The organism is Streptomyces sp. NPDC060027 (assembly GCF_042737005.1).
Classification (GTDB): Bacteria; Actinomycetota; Actinomycetes; order Streptomycetales; family Streptomycetaceae; genus Streptomyces.
Genome location: NZ_JBHWVI010000183.1, coordinates 1 through 18,166 on the forward strand (window position 1 = coordinate 1; position 18,166 = coordinate 18,166).

Genomic DNA, 18,166 nt, shown 5'->3' on the forward strand with positions numbered 1-18,166 from the left:
ACGTCAGGCGCTGAAGGCGCTGATGACGGCGACGACGGAGAGCACGCCGACAGAGCCGCCGATGAGACCGACGAGGGACGGCTTGCGGTGGAGCTTGCGGGTGATTCCCAGGATCCCGAAGGTCACGGCAAGGATCCCCGTGAGGAGCGGGATGGCGAGTCCGACGAATGCGATGAGCGCCGCGGCGACGGTGGAGGCGATGCCGAGAACCAGTGCGACCGGTCCGTAGGCGGAGGCAGCGGTGTCGGGGGTGTCGGCGGGGCCGGTGGCCATGCTGTACTCCTCGGTCTTCGGCATCGGAGTCATCGTGCGTTGGGGGATGAGGAATCGCGCACACCCCATGATGGCACTGCTCGCGTGGGCTCCGGCGCGGAAAGCGGGTCCGGTCGCCCGGGGAGGGTGTCCTGAGGGCAATGCCACCGACCCAAAAGAGGCTCAAGCGGACATTGTGCTGCGTTTGAAAAGCCTTTCGCCGCACCCGCTGTGTTTGTGAACTGCCGACGCGTGGATGGGGATTGCCCAAAGAGGCAATAGCGCGGGGCGGACAGGTCTCTTTAGGGTCGGAGACTCAGACGACCGCGCACATCAGGGGGAATTCCATGAGGATGGCTCGTTCCGCCGCAAAGGCGAGTTCCTTGGCTGTCCTGCCGCTCGCGCTCCTGGCGGCAGGCTTTCCGGCATCCGCTTCCTCCGGGAGCGACGCCACCCCAGGTCCTCATGAATTCTCCATATCCGCCCTGGGGTCCCAGGACCTGACCGACGTGTCCGGGGTCGGCGCACAGAGCGCCGAGGGGAAGGCGCTGAAGGCCCAGGGGTTCAGTGTCATGCGGGCGCCCTCGGGCGCGACGGCGGTCGTGGACCGCTCCATGGCCGATCAGGGGATCACCGCCGCCGCGGGCCGGTCCTTCGTGGACATCTCGTGGAAGGGCTACGCGAGGGACGCCAGGTACGTCGTCACCCGGAACGAAAAGACGGTCGCCACCCTCGCTCCGGGAGCGAGCAGCTTCCACGACACCTCCGTGACCCCCGGCAGCGTCTACCAGTACATCGTCACGCCCGTACTGGCGAAGGGCGGAGACGCCAAGGCCCGCAAGTGGGGCATGACGGTCGCGGTCCCCTCCGTGTCCCCGGGGAAGACAGCTCTCGCCTCGATGCGCGAGCAGGCCGTGTCGCGGGCCGAAGCCGCCGCGGCTGCCGGGACGACCACCCTGACCTGGGTCACCTTCATCCCGCAGAAGCGCATCGACGCCCCGCCCGCCGGCTGTGACTATGGGAGGGGCTACCAGTTCGCCGGTGACGGCCATTCCGATTTCAACTGGAGGTCGTCGCAGTACCGCACTTCCCTGAACGCCGTCATCACGTGGAGTTCGAAGTCGGTCGCGGGACACAAGGACGTCCATGCGAGCCACGTCTACAAGAAGAGCACCGGCAGGCTGGTCGCCACCAAGACCGCGTCGTCGGGGAACATGGTCGCCAAGAAATTGGGGTCCGGAGGCAATTACGTGGACGTTCGGATGGTGACGCGTGCCTCCAATCCGTTCTGTCACGTCGGCGCCATCGACGGTGCCTTTTCGATGCATCTGACGAAGAGCGGGAATTGGTCCATCATTTCCGGGACGCACCGGCTGATGCCGAACCACTACGTCTACATCTACAACGGCGGCAGGGTCACCAACGTCTACAAGCGCACGTACGCGAATCCCGCGTGCCTGATCGGTTCGGCTGCCTGCCCGGTCGCGGACCTCACCGGCTACTACGGCACGTTCTCGTAGCCGGGTGCGGATCCGGCCCAGGACCAGTGCCTGGGCCGGGTACGACGCTTGCGGAGGCTCAGATTTGAACGCGTTCAGTTTTCTGCGCTAGGCTCGTCGCAACACAGGCGGGGGAGACTGATGAAGGTAGTGATCCCCGGGGGAACCGGGCAGGTGGGCGCGATTCTGAAGCGCGCGCTGACCGCAGAGGGTCATGACGTCGTGGTCCTGACCAGGCGGCCGGTGCGCGACCGTGAAGTCCTCTGGGACGGCGAGACCCTGGGCCCCTGGGCCGAGGTGATCGACGGCAGCGATGTCGTGGTCAACCTGGCCGGGCGCAGCGTCAGTTGTCGCTATACCGCGGCCAATCTGCAGGCCATGATGGACTCGCGTGTGCGCTCCGCCACGGTCGTGGGCGAGGCGATCGCGGCCGCGGCCCGGCCTCCCCGGGTCTGGCTGCAGATGAGTACGGCCACTGTCTACGCCCACCGCTTCGACGCACCCAACGACGAGGCGACCGGCGTGCTCGGCGGCACCGAACCCGGCGTGCCGGGCTACTGGGCCTACAGCGTCGAGATCGCCAAAGCCTGGGAGCGGGCGCAGGAGCGGGCCGAAACCCCGAACACGCGCAAGGTCGCCCTTCGCTCGGCGATGGTCATGAGCCCCGATCGGGGCGGTGTCTTCGACGTCTTGCTGCGGCTGGCGCGGCTCGGCCTCGGCGGCCCGGTCGCGGGCGGCGCGCAGTACGTGTCCTGGATACACGACCACGACTTCGTTCGCGCGGTCGAGTTCCTGGCCGACCGGGACGACCTCGCCGGGCCGGTGAACCTGGCCGCTCCCGTCCCTCTGCCCCAGCGCACGTTCATGCGCGCGATGCGAGCGGCGTGGGGTGTCCCGGTGGGCCTGCCCGCGACGCGGTGGATGGCGGAGGTCGGTGCGTTCGCGCTGCGGTCGGATACCGAACTCCTGTTGAAAAGCCGCCGTGTCGTTCCCGGCCGCCTGCTCGATGCGGGCTTCGCCTTCGATCACGGCCGATGGCCGGAGGCCGCCGGCGACCTCGTGCGGCGAGTGCGCGGCGGGAAACGGAGCGTCAGCCCGTCGAGAGGCCTGTGAGCTCGGTGAGTTCCGTCAGCGGGAGCGTGTGCTGGGTCTGGAGGACCTTGGCGCGCAGGTAGCGGACGTTGTGGGCGGTGGTGAAGACGCCCGTCGGGACACGGTGGGAGACCGTGATGCCGAGTTCGCGGAGCTGTTCGGCCTTGTCGGGGTTGTTGGAGAGCAGGTCGAGGGAGTCGATGCCGAGGGCCCGGAGCATCTGGGCGGCCGCCGTGTAGTCGCGGTCGTCCTCGGGCAGGCCGAGGGCGGCGTTGGCGGCGTAGGTGTCGAGTCCCTGGTCCTGGAGGGCGTACGCGTCGAGCTTGTTGTAGAGGCCGATGCCGCGGCCCTCCTGGCGCAGATAGAGAAGGACGCCGCCCCGGTCCGCGATCTGCTCCACCGCCTCGCGCAGCTGCGGTCCGCAGTCGCAGCGGGCCGAGCCGAAGACGTCGCCGGTCAGGCACTCGGAGTGCAGTCGCACCAGGGGGTTCGGGCCGGGCTCGCCGAGGACGACGGCCAGGTGTTCCTTCTCGTCGTCGAGGCCGTGGAAGGTGACGAGTTCCGCGTCGACGGAGTAGCCGTCGCCGAAGCGCAGGGGCACGCGGACGCGGGTGCGCACGGTGGCGGTGGGATGGTCGCGCATGAGTCTCTCCGTCCAGCGGGTTCGTACGAGATGGTGCTTCAGATTTGAAGCACTGTCCTGGGAGGAGACACTACATCTGCTTAAAACTTCAAGCAATGGGGTTCACGTCCCCCTCGCGCCCCTCACGAGGAGCAGGAACGCCGCCGCCACGGCAGATCTTCCCCGGATGCCCCGGAATTCCCGTCCTGGATCGCCCGCGTGATGGTTCCGCAGATCTCGTCCAGCTGTTCCACCTGCTCAGGCGTCAGATGGTCGAAGATCGCCGTCCGCACCGTCTCGACGTGTCCCGGCGCGACCCGCTCCAGGAGGGTCATGCCCTCGTCGGTGAGGACGGCCATGTGGCCGCGCTTGTCGGTGGGGCAGCCCTCCCGGCGTACGGTGCCGTCCTTCTCCAGTCGCGTCACCGCGTACGTCAGGCGGCTGCGGGTGATCTTCTGGGCCTCGGCGAGGTCGGTCATCCGCAGCCGCCGGTCCGGCGCCTCGGACAACTTGGCCAGGATGGAGTAGTAAAGGTGGGGCATTCCCGCCTCGGCCTGCAGCCGGCGGTCGATGGCGTCCTCCAGGAGGGAGGTCGCGGAAAGGTACGAGCGCCAGGCGCGCTGTTCGGCGGCGGAGAGCCAGCGGGTCGTCATGGACTCAGTCTAGGTATTGTTTAAAAGTTGAACCACTGTGCCCGTGCGACCGGAGGATGCGCCCCGATGCCCCGTCCCTACGTCCTGTTGTCCGCCGCCGTCTCCCTCGACGGCTTCCTGGACGACACCGGCCCCGAGCGGCTGCTGCTCTCGGGTGCGGCCGACTTCGACCGGGTCGACGAGGTGCGGGCGTCCAGCGACGCGATCCTGGTGGGCGCGGGCACCCTGCGTACGGACAATCCGCGGCTCCTGGTCAACTCCGCCGACCGGCGCGCGGCCCGCGTCGCCGCCGGCCGCCCCGAGTACCCGCTGAAGGTCACCGTCAGCGGCTCCGGCGACCTCGACCCGAAGGCACAGTTCTGGCACACGGGCGGCGAAAAGGTCGTCTACACGACCGGCGAGGGCGCGCGGCGCGCAGCCGCCCGGCTGCACGGTCTCCCCGGCGTCGACGTCGTCCCGACCGGCCCCGGACTCGACTGGCGCGCGCTGCTGGAACACCTCCACGACGTACGGGGCGTGCGCCGCCTCATGGTCGAAGGGGGCGGGAAGGTCCACACCCAGCTCGTGCGCGAGGGCCTGGCCGACGAACTGCAGCTCGCCGTCGCCCCCCTCTTCGTCGGGCAGCCGGACGCGCCGCGGCTGTTCGGAACGGGCACCTATCCCCCCGGCCGGATGCGGCTGGCGGAGACCCGGCCCGTCGGGGATGTCGTGCTCATCCGGTACGTGCCCACCGCGCCCGGCACCGACTCGCTCGCCTCCGCGGCGGACCGGCGGTGGCTGGAGCTCGCCTGCGAGCTGGCGGCGCTGTGCCCGCCCTCGGAGACCGCGTTCAGCGTGGGCGCCGTGGTCGTCGCGGCCGACGGGACCGAGCTGGCCCGGGGCCACTCCCGCGAGGGCGACGACCCCGTCGTGCACGCCGAGGAGGCCGCCCTCGCCAAGATCGACCCGGCCGATCCGCGGCTGGCCGACGCCACCGTCTACAGCAGCCTGGAGCCGTGCGCCCGCCGCGCCTCCCGGCCCGCGCCCTGCGCCCGGCTGATCCTCGACGCCGGTGTACGCCGGGTCGTGACCGCCTGGCGCGAGCCCGACACGTTCGTCGCGGACGCCGACGGGAACGGGCTCCTCGCCGCCGCGGGCGCCGACGTCGTCGTCCTCCCCGAGTACGCGGAACACGCCAAGGCCCCCAACCTGCATCTCCTCGGCTAGCCCACCCCGCGGCCTCACTCATGGGGCGCGTTTGAACGCGTGTGCTTCGGGTCCCGCGGATGGCGTACACTGGTTTCAACGACGCGGGGTGGAGCAGCTCGGTAGCTCGCTGGGCTCATAACCCAGAGGTCGCAGGTTCAAATCCTGTCCCCGCTACTGAAGACCAAGGGCCGGAACTCGGATTCACGAGTTCCGGCCCTTGGTGTTGTGCCCTCCGGCCGGTTCTCTCCGGGATCGTTCCCCTTCCCGGCCGGTTCTCCGGACCGGTCCCCTTCCGGCAGCCGGCGATCCCCCGGTCGGGCCACACGGGTCGCCCGCCGTCCCCGCTCCGGGTCTTCTGGACGGGTGGGGCAGCCAGGAGGTGAGCAGCGATCCGGAGAACCGCATGACCGCGCCGACAGGTCGCCGCCCGGTCTGCCCCGAGGCGCCCGGCTGCCCGGTCCGGTGGGAGCGGCTCCCCGCCGGATCTCCTTCGCGCGCACCCTGCTCCGGACCCTGCCGGTGCTGCTCCTCGTCGGGGGGATCATCTACGACTACTTCACGCCGTCGGCCTTCACCGCGGCCCCCCTCTTCACGGCCGCGCCCCTGGTCGCCGCGCCCCTCTACTCGCTGCGCGGCACCGTCGTCACCGGCGTTCTCGCCGTCGGCACGGTGTTCCTGGTCCACCACCTGCTCGACATCGTCCTGAAGGTCGACGCGGTCACCGAGTCGGTCACCGTGGCGACGGCCGCCGTCCTCGCGGTCCTCATCAACATCCTCGTCCGGCGCAGCGACGAACGGCTCGCCTCTGTACGGGAGATCGCCGAGTTCGCGCAGCGTGCCGTGCTGCCCGAGCCCGACCCGCGGATCAACGGCCTCGACGTCGCGGCGCGGTACGAGGCGGCGCAGGCGGACGCGTTCATCGGCGGTGACCTGTACGCGGTGCAGGACTCGCCGTACGGCGTGCGGATGGTCGTCGGCGACGTACGCGGGAAGGGGATGGCCGCCGTGGCCGCCGTCGCCGTGGTGATCGGGGCGTTCCGGGAGGCGGCCGAGCAGGAGGAGTCCCTGGAGGCGGTCGCACGGCGGCTGGAGCGGGCGCTGACGCGCCCGGGCACCCGGCACGAGAGCCCCGACGCGTTCGAGGAGTTCACCACCGCCGTCCTCGCGGAGATCCCGTACGACGAGGACATCGTGCGCATCGTCAACCGCGGCCATCCGCCGCCCCTGCTCCTGCATCTCGACGGCACACTCGTCACGCTCGCCGCCGAGTCCTTCGCGCTGCCCCTCGGGATGAGCGAGCTGGGGACCTGGCCCGACCGCGTGCTGACGGCCCGCTTTCCGCGCGGGGCGACGATGCTCCTGCACACCGACGGTCTGTCCGAGGCCCGCGATCCGCGCGGGGAGTTCTACGATCCGGCCGCGCGGCTGGCAGGACGGGTCTTTCCCGGCCCCGACGCGCTGCTGACCGCCCTCGCCGAGGAGGTCCGCCGGCACACCGGCGGCGCGCTGACGGACGACATGGCGCTGCTCGCCGTCCGGCGCGTCTGAGGTGGGCCCGCGAGCGGGTTCATGGGCTGCTCTGGGCGGCCGTCACCCGCGACGCGTACGGTCTTCTCGGCCGTTGTCACGAGGAGTGATCGGACAGTGCCCCTCCGCATAACGACTGACACACCGTCAAATAAATCCGTGTCGAGGTCACGTGGTCAACTCGCCCGTTTTTCATCGTCCATGACCCCAAAGTCCTGGCCAAAAGCTGTTAATGATCAGTCGGAACAGCTTGGAATCCGGTGCCTGAGTCTATTAACGTTCGATAACGCAGCGCGGTCGTCCCAGCCGTCACAAGAGACGGCTCCGTGCGCACGTGCCGAATCCTGCAAAGGAACCGGGGAACCACCTACTTGGGGTGAATCGAGCGTATTACGCCGTGGAAGCACGGTGGTTATACGCGCGTAGGAGACCTTCCTGCTCCGAACCCGTCAGCTAACCCGGTAGGCGACAGGGAAGGAAAGGAGTGCGCCCACGTGGCGTCCAACCGGCCTGCTCAGCCAACCTCGTTCGCGCCGAATGACACTCACACCTTCGGCTATGCCTCCGGCAAGGACGAGGGAACCTGGGAAGAGTGGAACCCCACCGAGGATTCCGTTCTTCCCGTCCGCGGCCGGCACCGCGTAGGCAAGCAGCGCGGTGGAGGACTCGCCCGCAGCTCGACCGTTCTCGGCGTGGGTGTCATAGCCGCCGTCGGTGCGGGTGGCATGGCCACCGCCGCGCCGGGCAAGGCGCCCGTCTCGATCTCGCTGCCCGACCTGTCGTCGGTCACCGAGTCCGCCAAGGCCCTGATATCGGACGGCGGATCCAGCGCTCCCAAGGGTTCCACCACTCCGCTCACGAGCGCCGGTCTGACCAGCGTCGACACGGCCCAGGGCGCCACGGACGCCGGTGAGGCGCTGCGCGCCCGCATCATGCAGCAGGCCGAGTCGCAGCAGAACCAGGTCGACACCGCCGCCCAGCAGGCCGCCCAGGCCGCCGCCGCGAAGAAGGCCGTCGCGCTCGCCGCCAAGCAGCAGGACGACGCGGAGGCCAAGGCCGCCGCGGTGAAGAAGAAGGCGGAGGACGCGGCCAAGGCGGAGGCCGAGGCCGAGCGCCTCGCCGAGCTCGCCAAGAGCTACTCGCTGCCGACCTCCTCGTACACCCTGACCTCGACCTTCGGCGAGGCCGGCTCCATGTGGTCCTCCGGGTACCACACCGGACTGGACTTCGCGGCGCCCACCGGGACGCTCATCAAGGCGATCCACAGCGGCACCATCACGGAGGCCGGCTGGGCCGGATCGTACGGCTACCGCACGATCCTCACCCTCGACGACGGTACGGAGCTCTGGTTCTGCCACCAGTCGTCGATCAGCGTCAGCGTGGGCCAGAAGGTCGCCACCGGTGATGTCATCGGGCGCGTGGGTGCGACGGGCAATGTCACCGGGCCGCACCTGCACCTCGAGGTGCACCCCGGCGGCGCCGCCACCGGCATCGACCCGATGGCGTGGCTCCAGGGCAAGGGCCTCAACCCCTGACCCGTACGGCCTCTGACCCGTACGGCCTCTGACCCGTACGGCCTCTGACCCGTACGGGCTCCGACCCGTACGGGCTCCCTGGCCGTACGACCCTGAGCCGTACGCGCGCTGATCCGTACGAGCGACCCCTCGTGCCCGAGGTTTCGTGATCCGTGTGCTCGCGGTGCGTGCGGCTCCTGGCCGTGCGCGCGGCTTTCCTTTTCTCCGGCGGTCCTGACGACACCCCCCCGACGTCAGGGCTGCCGGTCCGGCGTGTGCGGACGCGCGCTCTCACCAGGCCCCGCAGGAGTGGGTGCGGAATACATGCATCAGGTGGGGGCGTTGACGTCGGGCATGACTTCTCTTCGCAAGCTCGGTTCGTCCGACCTCGAGGTCTTCCCGCTCTCCCTCGGTGGCAACGTCTTCGGCTGGACGGCCGACGAGACCCGGTCCTTCGCGGTGCTCGACGCCTACGCGGCCGCCGGCGGCAACTTCCTCGATACGGCCGACTCCTACTCGTCGTGGTCGAGGGCAACGAGGGCGGCGAGTCCGAGACCATCATCGGCAAGTGGCTGAAGACCCGTGGCAACCGCGCGGACATCGTGGTCGCCACCAAGGTCAGCCAGCACCCCGCGTACCCGGGGCTGTCCGGCGCCAACATCAAGGCCGCGGCCGACGCGTCACTGCGCCGCCTGGGCACCGACCACATCGACCTCTACTACACGCACTTCGACAAGCCGGAGGTGCCGGTCGACGAGATCATCGGCGCCCTCGACGAGCTGGTGACGGCGGGCAAGGTGCGGCACATCGCCGCCTCCAACCTCTCGCCCGAGCGGCTCCAGGAGTCCCTGGAGTTCTCCGACCGCGAGGGCCTCGCGCGCTATGTCGCGCTCCAGCCGCAGTACAACCTGGTCTCACGCGACACCTACGAGGGCGCCCGGCGGGACATCGCCTCCCGGGCCGGCCTGGCCGCCGTCCCGTACTTCGGGCTCGCCGCCGGCTTCCTCACCGGCAAGTACCGCCCGGGCACGACGGTCGACTCGCCCCGGGCAGGGGCCGCGGCCAAGCACCTCGACACGGAACGCGGGCAGCGGGTCCTCGCCGCCCTCGACGAGGTGGCCGAGGCCCATGGCTCCGAGGTCGCGACGGTCGCCCTCGCCTGGCTGGCCGCCCAGCCGACGGTCGCCGCGCCGATCGCCTCCGCCCGGACGGTGGAGCAGCTCCCGGCCCTGCTGGGGGTCGCGGACCTGGTCCTGACGGACGACGAACTGACGCGGTTGTCCAAGGCGTCGGCGTAACCGCCGGAGGACAGGGCGCAGGCATCGCCGGCATCGACCGGCGGTGCCGAGCCGTCGGCGGTGCCGAGCCGTCGGGGATGCCGAGCCGTCGGTGGTGCCGCGCGCCGGTGGTGCCGTCTCCCGCCGGTGTCGGGCCGGTGATGCGGGGCGGTGCCGCCTCTACGAGCGGTACGGGTTGTACGCGGGATACGGCACCGGCGGGGCGTACGGCTGCGGCTGCGGCTGCGGGGCGGCGTACCCGTAGCCGTTCGTGTACCCGTGGGCCGGCCAGGGCGGCGGCGCGGGCATCGGAGTCGTCGCGCGGGCCGCGTAGGCGAGGGCCGGGCGGGCGATCCCCCGGCGGCGCCACAGCTCGTCGAGCAACTCGCGCTCCCGTACGACGAAATCGGCGCCCGCGCGGCCGAGGCGTCCCCGGTGGCGCAGGAACGCCAGTGAGGTCGCGAACGCCTCGTACTCCGCCACCGAGCGCGCAGCGGCCTTCCCGAAGTGGTGGCCGGCGTACTCGCGGGCGAGCCGCCGTGCCCGCATCGAGCCGAGCGCCCACGGCTCCGTCGCGCCCAGCCACCCGGCGACGGTGTACGCGGGCAGTTCCGCGCGCACGGTGCGCAGCTCACGCTGCCGGGTCCAGACGGCCAGCCAGGTCAGCAGCCCGAACGCGGGCACCATGAACGCGGCGTACACCCCGAAGAACCCCCACTCGCCGAAGCCCGACGAGCCGTTCCAGAGCGCGTGCATGCCCATCGCGAGCAGCAGTCCGGCCAGGGGGAGCAGCACGCGGCGCACATGCTGGCGCTCGGCGGACAGCGCCGCGACGCCGAAGCCGATGCCGGTCAGCACGGTGAACAGCGGATGCGCGAAGGGCGACATCACCACGCGGACGAAGAAGGTCGCGGCGGTGACGGAGGCGAGCCCGCTCTCCCCGCTGAGCTGGTCGGTGCCGAAGGCGGTGCCGAGATAGAGGATGTTCTCGGTGAAGGCGAAGCCGGTGGCGGTGACCCCGGCGATCACCACACCGTCGACGATCCCGGTGAAGTCCCGTCTGCGGAAGAGGAAGACCAGCAGGACGGCCGCCGCCTTCGCCGACTCCTCGACGACGGGCGCTATGACGGTCGCGCCGAGGGTGTCGGCGCTGGACGGATCCGCGGTCGCTATGGCTATCCACCGGGTCGCGAAACTATTGGCGACGATCGCTATGAGCGCGGCCGCGCAGGCGCCCCAGGCGAAGGAGAAGAGCAGGTTGTGCCAGGGGCCCGGCTCGACCCGGTCCAGCCATCGGAAAGCGGCGATGAGCAGCGGCACGGGGAACACGGCCAGTCCGAGGCCGACCAGGAAACCCTCGGTGCCGGTCTGCTCGCGGACTAGGGCGAGGATCACGAGACCGGACATCGCGAGCAGCGTGATCAGCGATCCGTACCGGACCCATCTGCGCTGCCACCAGTGCGGGTGTCTCAGCGCAGGTCCGGCGGGGCCGCCGGACTGTGTCGGGTACGGAGGATGGATGGCCACGGCATTGACCCTAACGAGGGAGGGCGTGGCCCGCGAGGGTGACCGGAGTCGTCCCGGGATTCCAGGGAGACTCCGGAGCGCCGCGTGCGGGTCAGTCGCCCGGGGTGTGCTGGTCTCGATGCTGTACGCGCCGGAACAGGAGGTCGTTCACCACATGACCCTTGTCCAGTCCCTGGCCCTCGAAACGGGTCAGCGGCCGGAACTCCGGACGCGGCGCGAAACCGCCGTCCGGCCGGGTGTTCTCGAAGTCGGGGTGCGCGCTCAGCACTTCGAGCATCTGTTCCGCGTACGGTTCCCAGTCCGTCGCACAGTGCACGAGCGCGCCCGGCGCGAGGCGGGTCGCGGCGAGATCCAGGAACTCCGGCTGGATCAGCCGCCGCTTGTGGTGGCGCTTCTTGGGCCACGGGTCGGGGAAGTAGACGCGCAGGCCGTCGAGGGACGCGGGCGGGAGCATCTCGCGGAGCAGGATGATCGCGTCACCGTTGGCGACCCGGATGTTGGTCAGGCCGCTCCGCTCGGCGAGGTTGAGCAGGTTGCCCTGACCGGGTGTGTGCACGTCCACGGCGAGGATTCCGGTCCCCTGGTCCTCGGCCGCCATCTGCGCGGTGGCCTCGCCCATGCCGAAGCCGATCTCCAGCACGACGGGGCAGTCCGCCCCGAACAGCTCCGCCAGGTCGAGCTTCCGCTGTCCGTCGATGTCCAGACCCCACTTGGGCCACAGGCGCTGCAACGCGTCCGCCTGGCCGGTCGTCACCCGGCTCCGCCGCGGCTGGAAACTCCGGATCCGCCGCTCGAAGTGCGAGCCGGCGGGATCGGGCTGCGGGCCGTCGGGGAAGCGGGGCTCGCTCTTGGCGCGGTGGTGACGCAGCGGGCCGTCCTCGGCGGAGGCGGGCCGGGTCTCTTCGGGGGAGTCGAGGAATTCAGACACAGTGGGACCGATTTTACGGGGGCCGCGGTGCGGGGCGGCCCGCGTGACCCGGGCCGGGCCGGTCAGGCCGCTGCCAGGGCCGCCAGGGCCCGGCGGGCGACCTCGCGGCCGATCGGGAGCGAGGCCGTGGCCGCGGGGGACGGCGCGTTCAGGACGTGCACCGTCCGCGGGCCTTCCTTGATCAGGAAGTCGTCGACCAGGGTGCCGTCCCGCAGGACCGCCTGGGCGCGGACCCCGGCGGCGGCGGGGACCAGGTCCTCCGGCGTCACCGCGGGCAGCAGCCGTCGCACCGCCTCCGTGAACGCCGCCTTCGACACCGACCGGCGCAGCTCCCCGGCTCCGTAGCGCCAGTGCCGTCGGGCTATCCGCCAGGAACCCGGCCAGGACAGGGTCGCGCCCAGCTCCCGGGGCCGGACGACCCCCCACCCGTACCCCTCCCGGGCGAGCGCGGGCACCGCGTTGGGGCCGATGTGGACGCCGCCGTCGATGCCCCGGGTGAGATGGACGCCGAGGAAGGGGAACGCCGGGTCCGGAACCGGGTACACCAGGCCTCGCACCAGCTCCGGCCGCGCGAGCGTGTAGTACTCGCCCCGGAACGGCACGATCCGCATGCCGGGGTCGTCCCCCGTGAGCCGGGCCATCTCGTCGCAGTGCAGCCCCGCGCAGTTGACGAGGACCCGCCCGCGGACGATCGCCCCGTCCGCCGTGCGCACGGCGACGCCGAGGCCGGGGCGGCGGTCGGCGCGCACGACGTCCGCCCCGTACCGGATCTCGGCCCCGGAGGCCTCCGCGAGCCGCCGGGCCACCGCCACGAAGTCGCAGATGCCCGTGGTGCTGACGTGGATGGCGGCGAGACCGCGGACCTCGGGCTCGTACTCGGTGAGCTGGGCGGGGCCCAGCTCCCTGACCGGAATGCCGTTCTCCCGGCCGCGCTGCACCAGGCTGTGCAGCCGGGGGAGCTCCGACTTCTCCGTCGCGACGATCAGCTTGCCGGTGACGGCGTGCGCGATGTCGTACTCCGCGCAGAACTTGACCATCTCGGCGGCACCCCGCACCGCGTACCGGGCCTTCAGGGAGCCCGGGCGGTAGTAGATCCCGCTGTGGATCACCCCGCTGTTGCGCCCGGTCTGGTGCCGGGCGGGCCCCAGCTCCTTCTCCAGCACCGTCACGCGGGTGCCCGGCGCCGCACGCGTGATGGCATACGCCGTCGACAGACCGACGATTCCGCCGCCGATCACCAGCACATCGCAGTCGTACGCGCTCCGCACCTGCACCACCTCCCGGCTTCGATAGTGCACTGCGCCACTGACAATGCCCTCAAACCCGAGAAACAGGCCCCGTGCCGTTTCGGGCCGCGGGGCCGTCGCGCCCTGCCTACGCCGGAGCCATCAGCAGCGGCCGCGCCCGCTCCCGCAGCTCCACCACGCGCGGTTCGTCGCCGTACGGCTCCAGCCGGTGCAGCAGGTCCTTCACGTACTCGGTGGTGCGCGCGGAGGAGATGCGCCCCGCGACCTCCACCGCTCGTACGCCCTGCTCGCACGCGGCGTCCAGATTGCCCGATTCCAGCTCGGCGACCGCCGACACCACCAGGCGCAGCCCGTGCGAGCGTACGAACTCCTCCGTCGGCTTCGACAGCGCCTGTTCGGTGAAGCGGCGCACCTGGCGCGGTGCCTTCAGGTCGCGGTAGCACTCGGCGGCGTCGGCCGCGAAGCGGTCGTACGAGTAGAAGCCGAGCCAGGACGGGTCGTGGTCGCCGTCGCGGGCCCGCTCCAGCCAGCCCTCCGCCGCCTTCAGCGCCGCGCCGGCCGCCTGGGCGTCACCGGCGCGCGCGTGGGCACGTGCCTCGACGAGCCGGAAGAAGCTCATGGTGCGGGCCGTGGCGAGTCCGCGGTTGCGCTCCAGAGCGGCCTGGGCGAGGTCGACGCCCTCGTCCCCGAAGCCCCGGTAGGTCGCCTGGAGGGACATGGAGGCCAGGACATAGCCCCCGAGGGGCACGTCGGCGGCGGCCCGGGCCAGCCGCAGGGCCTGGATGTAATAGCGCTGCGCGGCCTCCTGCTGCCCCGTGTCGAAGGCCATCCAGCCCGCGAGACGGGTGAGCTCGGCCGACGCGCCGAAGAGCGCTCTGCCGACCTCGTCGGAGTAGGAGCCGAGCAGCAGAGGCGCCGCCTCGACCCGCAGACACTCGGGCACCATGGACGAACGCCAGTCGCCACCTCCGTACTTGGAGTCCCAGCGCCTGGCGTCCTCGGCTGCCTCGCGGAGCTTCAGCACATCGCTGTGGCCGACTTTCAGTGGTGCTCCGGAGCCCTCACCGGGGCTCACCTCGCGCGCCACCGAGCTGTCGGCCGGGGTTATCAGCCACCGTGAGGCGGGAGTCGCGTACGCGCTCACCGCGAAGGAGCCGGCCAGCGACTGCCAGATGCCACCCCCGCCGGCCCGGCGTCCGGCGAGATCGAGGCGGTAGAGCTCCGTCGCCGACCGCACCGCCTGCCCGACGTCACGGGGGAAGGCGAGGCCCACTTCCGGCGCCGGGTCCGCGTCCGCCAGGCCGATCTCGTGGAGCGGCACCGGACGGCCGAGCTTCTGGCCGATGGCGGCCGCGATGAGGTGCGGCGCGGCGCCCTGGGGCACCATGCCCTTCGACACCCAGCGCGCCACCGACGTCTTGTCGTAGCGAAGTGTCAACCCGCGTTGAGCGCCAAGGTCGTTGACGCGACGCGCGAGTCCTGCGTTGCTGATTCCCGCGAGGGCGAGAACGGCGCCGAGTTTTTCGTTCGGCCCGCGTTGCTCCCTGGACATGCGCCACCCCTCGACACAGACGGCTGCCGCACTGGCATAACCACGCGGCATTCGTAAACCCAGCGTAGTTCGCCCGATCCCCAGCGTTAAGGGGCGTAGGTCCGGTTGGCGGGATTGTGGTCCGTACGACTGTACGGACGGTGGCGACGTGCTCCCGTTGTGTGGCCGTGCGCCCGTCCGTGCGCTCTTCTCCGGCCACAGTGGGGAGCGCTTCCATGGAACGTGCGTGGGTCGGCCCGCTGTACTGGATCCAGTGGGCTGGGGGACACCGCCGCCTACATCCCCGCGGGCGGCGGACCGGTCCGGGAGGCGAACTCCGCCTCCCGGACTGTGCGTTGCCGAAGCGGTGCGCAAGGCCTGTACGGAGCGTGTCCACGCTTGTCCGTCCATCGCCGATTTGGCCGAAAATCGACGGTGGCCTCGAAGGGTGATTAGGGCTCTCACCACGCCAGTTGAGGGCGCGAAGGGCGTCCTGAGGGAGCGTATCGGGGGCGCATTCGCGTCGACCCGGTGGGGGTCGGGTGGTGTGAGAGGGGCCCTCGCGGGGGCTGTTGAGGTGCTGGTCGGGGCGTTGGCCGGGCGCCGGTCGTGCGTCGGTCGGGCGTCGGCCGTGCGTCGGCCCGGGGGTCGGACCGGGTGCCGGTCCAGTGGCGGTCACTTCGCTTCGTAGGGTGTCGGCTCGGGCGTCCGGTCGACTGCCGAGTCGGGTATCGGGTCGAGTGCCGGGCGGCGGTTCGGGGGCGGCTCGGGTGGATTCCCGAGGGTGCGCGCCGCGGTTCCGGTTGTCTCAACGGGCCTTCCATAAGGGGCATTTGTGCGTGGTGCGACCGCTTCATGTCGGCGCGGACGTCCGCATGGGGGCGCACTTCGGGGAGCGCAAGCCGTCGCAGGGACCCTCCCACACGCTTCCTTCGTGGCAGCATGGTGCCGAGTTCGTACGGTGCACTGGTTGTCCACAGCCTGTGGAGGCGACGATGCGATGGTTGGTGGGGTGGAGCAGCACCGTCGCCAAAGCGTCCGAGATCGGCTCGGCGGGCGCCACGGGGAGCAACGGCGAGACCGTGCACCCGGTGGGCTCCCAACTCCTGTGGGGTGACCCCGATCCGCTGTGGGCCGTCGGCGACTGGCGCCCCGACGAGGTGCGCGTGGTGAAGGCCGACGCGCAGAACCGCATCGCGGTCCTCGGCACCTGCGGAGCCTCCGACGAGGAGTTGAAGGTCGGGCTGTTCGCCGCGCGCGGAGGCGCACTTCGCCACCTCACCAACTGGTCCGGCAGCTACACCGCGGTCGTCCAGGTCGGCCGCCGGGTGACCGTCTGCGGTGATCTCGCCGGCGCACGGCCCGTGTTCTACACCCCTTGGGCGGGCGGCACGGCGTACGCGACCGCCGCGCTTCCCCTCGCCGACCTCATCGAGGCCAACCTCGACTTCGGGCACCTGGCCGCGATGCTCGCCGCCCCCGACGTACCGGCCGCGGTGCACGACTCCACCCCGTACGAGGGCGTGCGCCGCATTCCGCCGGGTCACACACTCATCCTGCGCGCCGGGGCCCGCGAGATCGCCGGGTACGAGCCCGTCGCCTCCCTCGCCGTCGCCGCGCCCATCGCCGACCCCGCGATCGCCGTGGACGCCGTGCGGGACGCCCTCGTGGAGGCCGTCCGCGCCCGCCTCTCCGCACCGCGCCATGTGCCGGGCACCGATGTGGACCCCGGTCCCGTGCCCGGCATGGGCCCCGCCGAGCGGCGCGCCGCGCGCGGGACACCGGTGCCGGGCATCGGAGCCGACCTCTCCGGAGGGCCCGCCTCGGGGACCCTCGCACTGCTCGCCGCCGGCCTTCCCGGGGCGCCCGGCACGGTCCTCGGACACGGCACGGGCGCCGGGGAACGGCTCCTGGCGGTGACCTTCAACGACCTCACCGTGCGGGGGCGCGAGGCCGAGCTGGAGCGGGCCGGGACGCTGGCCGCGAATCCCCGGCTGCACCATGTGGTCGTCACCGGGGGCGAAGAGACCCTTCCCTACGCCGACTTGGAGGGTCCGCTGACCGACGAGCCGGGGCCGTCCCTGGTGACGGCGGCACGGCACCGCGCGCGGCTCGCCTCCGGCAGCGCGGACCACTTCACGGGCTATGGCGCGCGGCAGGTGCTGGACGCCCATCCGGCCCGGCTCGCCGACCTGCTCATGGACCGTAAGCGGCGCCATCTGGTGCGGCCCGTCGCCGCGTTGGCGAAGGCCGACGGCTCGGTGATGGTCCCCGCGCGCGTGTACGGCGCGGCGCGCAAGCTCGCCCGTACGCCGTACCGCGCCGGGGTCGACGTCCTCGCCGACCGGTTGCTGCACCGGCTGTTCGAGGAGCCCGGAGGTGCGGTGGGGGCGTCGCTGGCGGCGCTCAGCTGGGCCAGACCCGGGCCCGCGGCGCGGTGGCTGACCGGGGAGGCGCTGGCTGAAGTATCGGTTCGCCTCCAGGCGGGCGGGGGGCGGCTGAACGTCGGTCCCGGGCAGCGGCCGGGAGACTTCCGCGCGCGTGCCGCGCTGGCGCGCCACGCGGCGGACGTACGCGTCCTCGAGCAGGCCGCCGAGATCCGCTTCCAGCGGCTGCACGCGCCGTTCCTGGACAACCAGGTCGTCCGGGCGTGCCGGGAGCTGCCGGAGGCGCTGCGGGTGCAGCCGGGGGCGCGGGCGGCGATTCTGCGTACGGTGCTGGAGGGGGCCGGGGTGGCCGATCTGCCCCCCGGGTGGGGGGCTCCGTCCCACGCGTCCTCCGCGGCGGCGGCCCGTACGGGGTTGCGGGTGGCGGCTGATTCCCTGGTCTCCCTGTTCGACACGCCGTTGCTCGCGCAGGCGGGGCTGGTCGAGGCGCGAGTCGTCCGCAAGGCGCTGCGTGCGGCGGCGGAGGGGGCGGCGCTGCCGCTCGACGGGCTGGCCGATCTCGTCTCGCTCGAACTGTGGCTGCGGCGGTTGCTGGCCCGGCGCGGGACGTGCTGGACGGGGACGCCCGCGCGGCAGCGGGCCGTTCCGGCGGGGATCGTGCCCCAGGGGAGGGCGTTGGGGGCGGGGGCGGCGGCCCGGCAGGGCTGAGCCTTGCCTTTCCGGAGCGTCCTGCCGTGACCGGCGTCGGGTTTGGGTCCGGTGGGTGCCTGTGGGTCGGTGCCTGCGGTCCGGTGCCTGCGGGCCGGTGGGTGGGTCGGGGCCGTGCCGGTACATCCCAGTCCGTCGCCGCTGGATCAGACGTGGGCTATCTGTGCGAACTGCTACTCGATCCGAACGTAAGCGACGGACATAGGGATGTACC

At 71.5% G+C, this 18,166-nt stretch carries 13 protein-coding genes, 1 tRNA gene, 1 pseudogene and 1 riboswitch; of the genes and pseudogenes, 8 read left to right on the forward strand and 7 right to left on the reverse strand.

Annotated elements, in window-relative coordinates:
• Positions 1–3 precede the first annotated feature (3 nt).
• On the reverse strand, positions 4–297 hold the full coding sequence (locus ACFWBT_RS32600; RefSeq protein WP_385706582.1) for a hypothetical protein: 294 nt from the start codon (positions 295–297) through the stop codon (positions 4–6).
• A gap of 338 nt (positions 298–635) precedes the next feature.
• Here ACFWBT_RS32600 and ACFWBT_RS32605 point away from each other — a divergent pair, with 338 nt between their 5' ends.
• Together ACFWBT_RS32605 and ACFWBT_RS32610 are read left to right on the forward strand one after the other, a co-directional pair.
• A complete protein-coding gene (locus ACFWBT_RS32605) occupies positions 636–1,772 on the forward strand; it encodes a hypothetical protein (protein ID WP_385706583.1) in 1,137 nt (378 codons plus the stop codon).
• A gap of 120 nt (positions 1,773–1,892) precedes the next feature.
• Positions 1,893–2,864, forward strand: coding sequence for a DUF1731 domain-containing protein (locus ACFWBT_RS32610; RefSeq protein WP_385706584.1), 972 nt, complete (start codon positions 1,893–1,895; stop codon positions 2,862–2,864).
• On the opposite strand, the gene ribA is transcribed toward ACFWBT_RS32610, so the two are convergent.
• Both ribA and ACFWBT_RS32620 read right to left on the reverse strand, forming a co-directional pair.
• Positions 2,842–3,486 carry a GTP cyclohydrolase II gene (gene ribA, locus ACFWBT_RS32615; RefSeq protein WP_385706585.1) on the reverse strand — a complete coding sequence of 215 codons (645 nt, stop codon included), beginning with the start codon at positions 3,484–3,486 and terminating at the stop codon, positions 2,842–2,844. The genes ACFWBT_RS32610 and ribA overlap by 23 nt on opposite strands.
• Before the next feature lie 122 nt (positions 3,487–3,608).
• A complete protein-coding gene (locus ACFWBT_RS32620) occupies positions 3,609–4,118 on the reverse strand; it encodes a MarR family winged helix-turn-helix transcriptional regulator (protein ID WP_266760298.1) in 510 nt (169 codons plus the stop codon).
• Between the two features lie 66 nt (positions 4,119–4,184).
• Between ACFWBT_RS32620 and ACFWBT_RS32625 the strand changes: the two genes are divergently transcribed.
• The 5 genes and pseudogenes from ACFWBT_RS32625 (at position 4,185) to ACFWBT_RS32645 (ending at position 9,645) form a co-directional block, all read left to right on the forward strand.
• Positions 4,185–5,324, forward strand: coding sequence for a dihydrofolate reductase family protein (locus ACFWBT_RS32625; RefSeq protein WP_385706586.1), 1,140 nt, complete (start codon positions 4,185–4,187; stop codon positions 5,322–5,324).
• An 82-nt stretch (positions 5,325–5,406) separates the two neighbouring features.
• A tRNA-Met gene (locus ACFWBT_RS32630) sits at positions 5,407–5,480 on the forward strand.
• A 288-nt stretch (positions 5,481–5,768) separates the two neighbouring features.
• Entirely contained in the window at positions 5,769–6,854 is a 1,086-nt protein-coding gene (locus ACFWBT_RS32635; protein ID WP_385706587.1) for a PP2C family protein-serine/threonine phosphatase, read from the forward strand.
• A 304-nt stretch (positions 6,855–7,158) separates the two neighbouring features.
• Positions 7,159–7,316, forward strand: a riboswitch (cyclic di-AMP (ydaO/yuaA leader).
• A gap of 11 nt (positions 7,317–7,327) precedes the next feature.
• Positions 7,328–8,368, forward strand: coding sequence for a M23 family metallopeptidase (locus tag ACFWBT_RS32640; protein ID WP_385706588.1), 1,041 nt, complete (start codon positions 7,328–7,330; stop codon positions 8,366–8,368).
• Between the two features lie 333 nt (positions 8,369–8,701).
• Positions 8,702–9,645, forward strand: a pseudogene (locus ACFWBT_RS32645) (aldo/keto reductase).
• 159 nt (positions 9,646–9,804) lie between these two features.
• On the opposite strand, the gene ACFWBT_RS32650 reads toward ACFWBT_RS32645, so the two are convergent.
• The 4 genes from ACFWBT_RS32650 to ACFWBT_RS32665 form a co-directional block, all read right to left on the reverse strand.
• A complete protein-coding gene (locus tag ACFWBT_RS32650; protein WP_385706589.1) occupies positions 9,805–11,151 on the reverse strand; it encodes a PrsW family intramembrane metalloprotease in 1,347 nt (448 codons plus the stop codon).
• A 91-nt stretch (positions 11,152–11,242) separates the two neighbouring features.
• Positions 11,243–12,019 (reverse strand): tRNA (guanosine(46)-N7)-methyltransferase TrmB, encoded by a 777-nt coding sequence (trmB, locus tag ACFWBT_RS32655; protein WP_385706592.1) that lies wholly within the window; start codon positions 12,017–12,019, stop codon positions 11,243–11,245.
• A gap of 122 nt (positions 12,020–12,141) precedes the next feature.
• Entirely contained in the window at positions 12,142–13,377 is a 1,236-nt protein-coding gene (gene lhgO / locus ACFWBT_RS32660; protein WP_385706590.1) for an L-2-hydroxyglutarate oxidase, read from the reverse strand.
• A 76-nt stretch (positions 13,378–13,453) separates the two neighbouring features.
• Positions 13,454–14,878 carry an MFS transporter gene (locus ACFWBT_RS32665; protein ID WP_266760283.1) on the reverse strand — a complete coding sequence of 475 codons (1,425 nt, stop codon included), beginning with the start codon at positions 14,876–14,878 and terminating at the stop codon, positions 13,454–13,456.
• A gap of 974 nt (positions 14,879–15,852) precedes the next feature.
• Between ACFWBT_RS32665 and ACFWBT_RS32670 the strand changes: the two genes are divergently transcribed.
• A complete protein-coding gene (locus ACFWBT_RS32670; protein WP_385706591.1) occupies positions 15,853–17,952 on the forward strand; it encodes an asparagine synthase-related protein in 2,100 nt (699 codons plus the stop codon).
• The last annotated feature ends 214 nt before the right edge of the window (positions 17,953–18,166 follow it).

Coding starts and splice junctions, on each gene's coding strand:
- ACFWBT_RS32620 (WP_266760298.1), bottom strand. CDS start 4,118: ATGACGACCCGCTGGCTCTCCGCCGCCGAACAGCGCGCCTGGCGCTCG.
- ACFWBT_RS32610 (WP_385706584.1), top strand. CDS start 1,893: ATGAAGGTAGTGATCCCCGGGGGAACCGGGCAGGTGGGCGCGATTCTG.
- ribA (WP_385706585.1), bottom strand. CDS start 3,486: ATGCGCGACCATCCCACCGCCACCGTGCGCACCCGCGTCCGCGTGCCC.
- ACFWBT_RS32665 (WP_266760283.1), bottom strand. CDS start 14,878: ATGTCCAGGGAGCAACGCGGGCCGAACGAAAAACTCGGCGCCGTTCTC.
- ACFWBT_RS32600 (WP_385706582.1), bottom strand. CDS start 297: ATGCCGAAGACCGAGGAGTACAGCATGGCCACCGGCCCCGCCGACACC.
- ACFWBT_RS32670 (WP_385706591.1), top strand. CDS start 15,853: ATGCGATGGTTGGTGGGGTGGAGCAGCACCGTCGCCAAAGCGTCCGAG.
- ACFWBT_RS32625 (WP_385706586.1), top strand. CDS start 4,185: ATGCCCCGTCCCTACGTCCTGTTGTCCGCCGCCGTCTCCCTCGACGGC.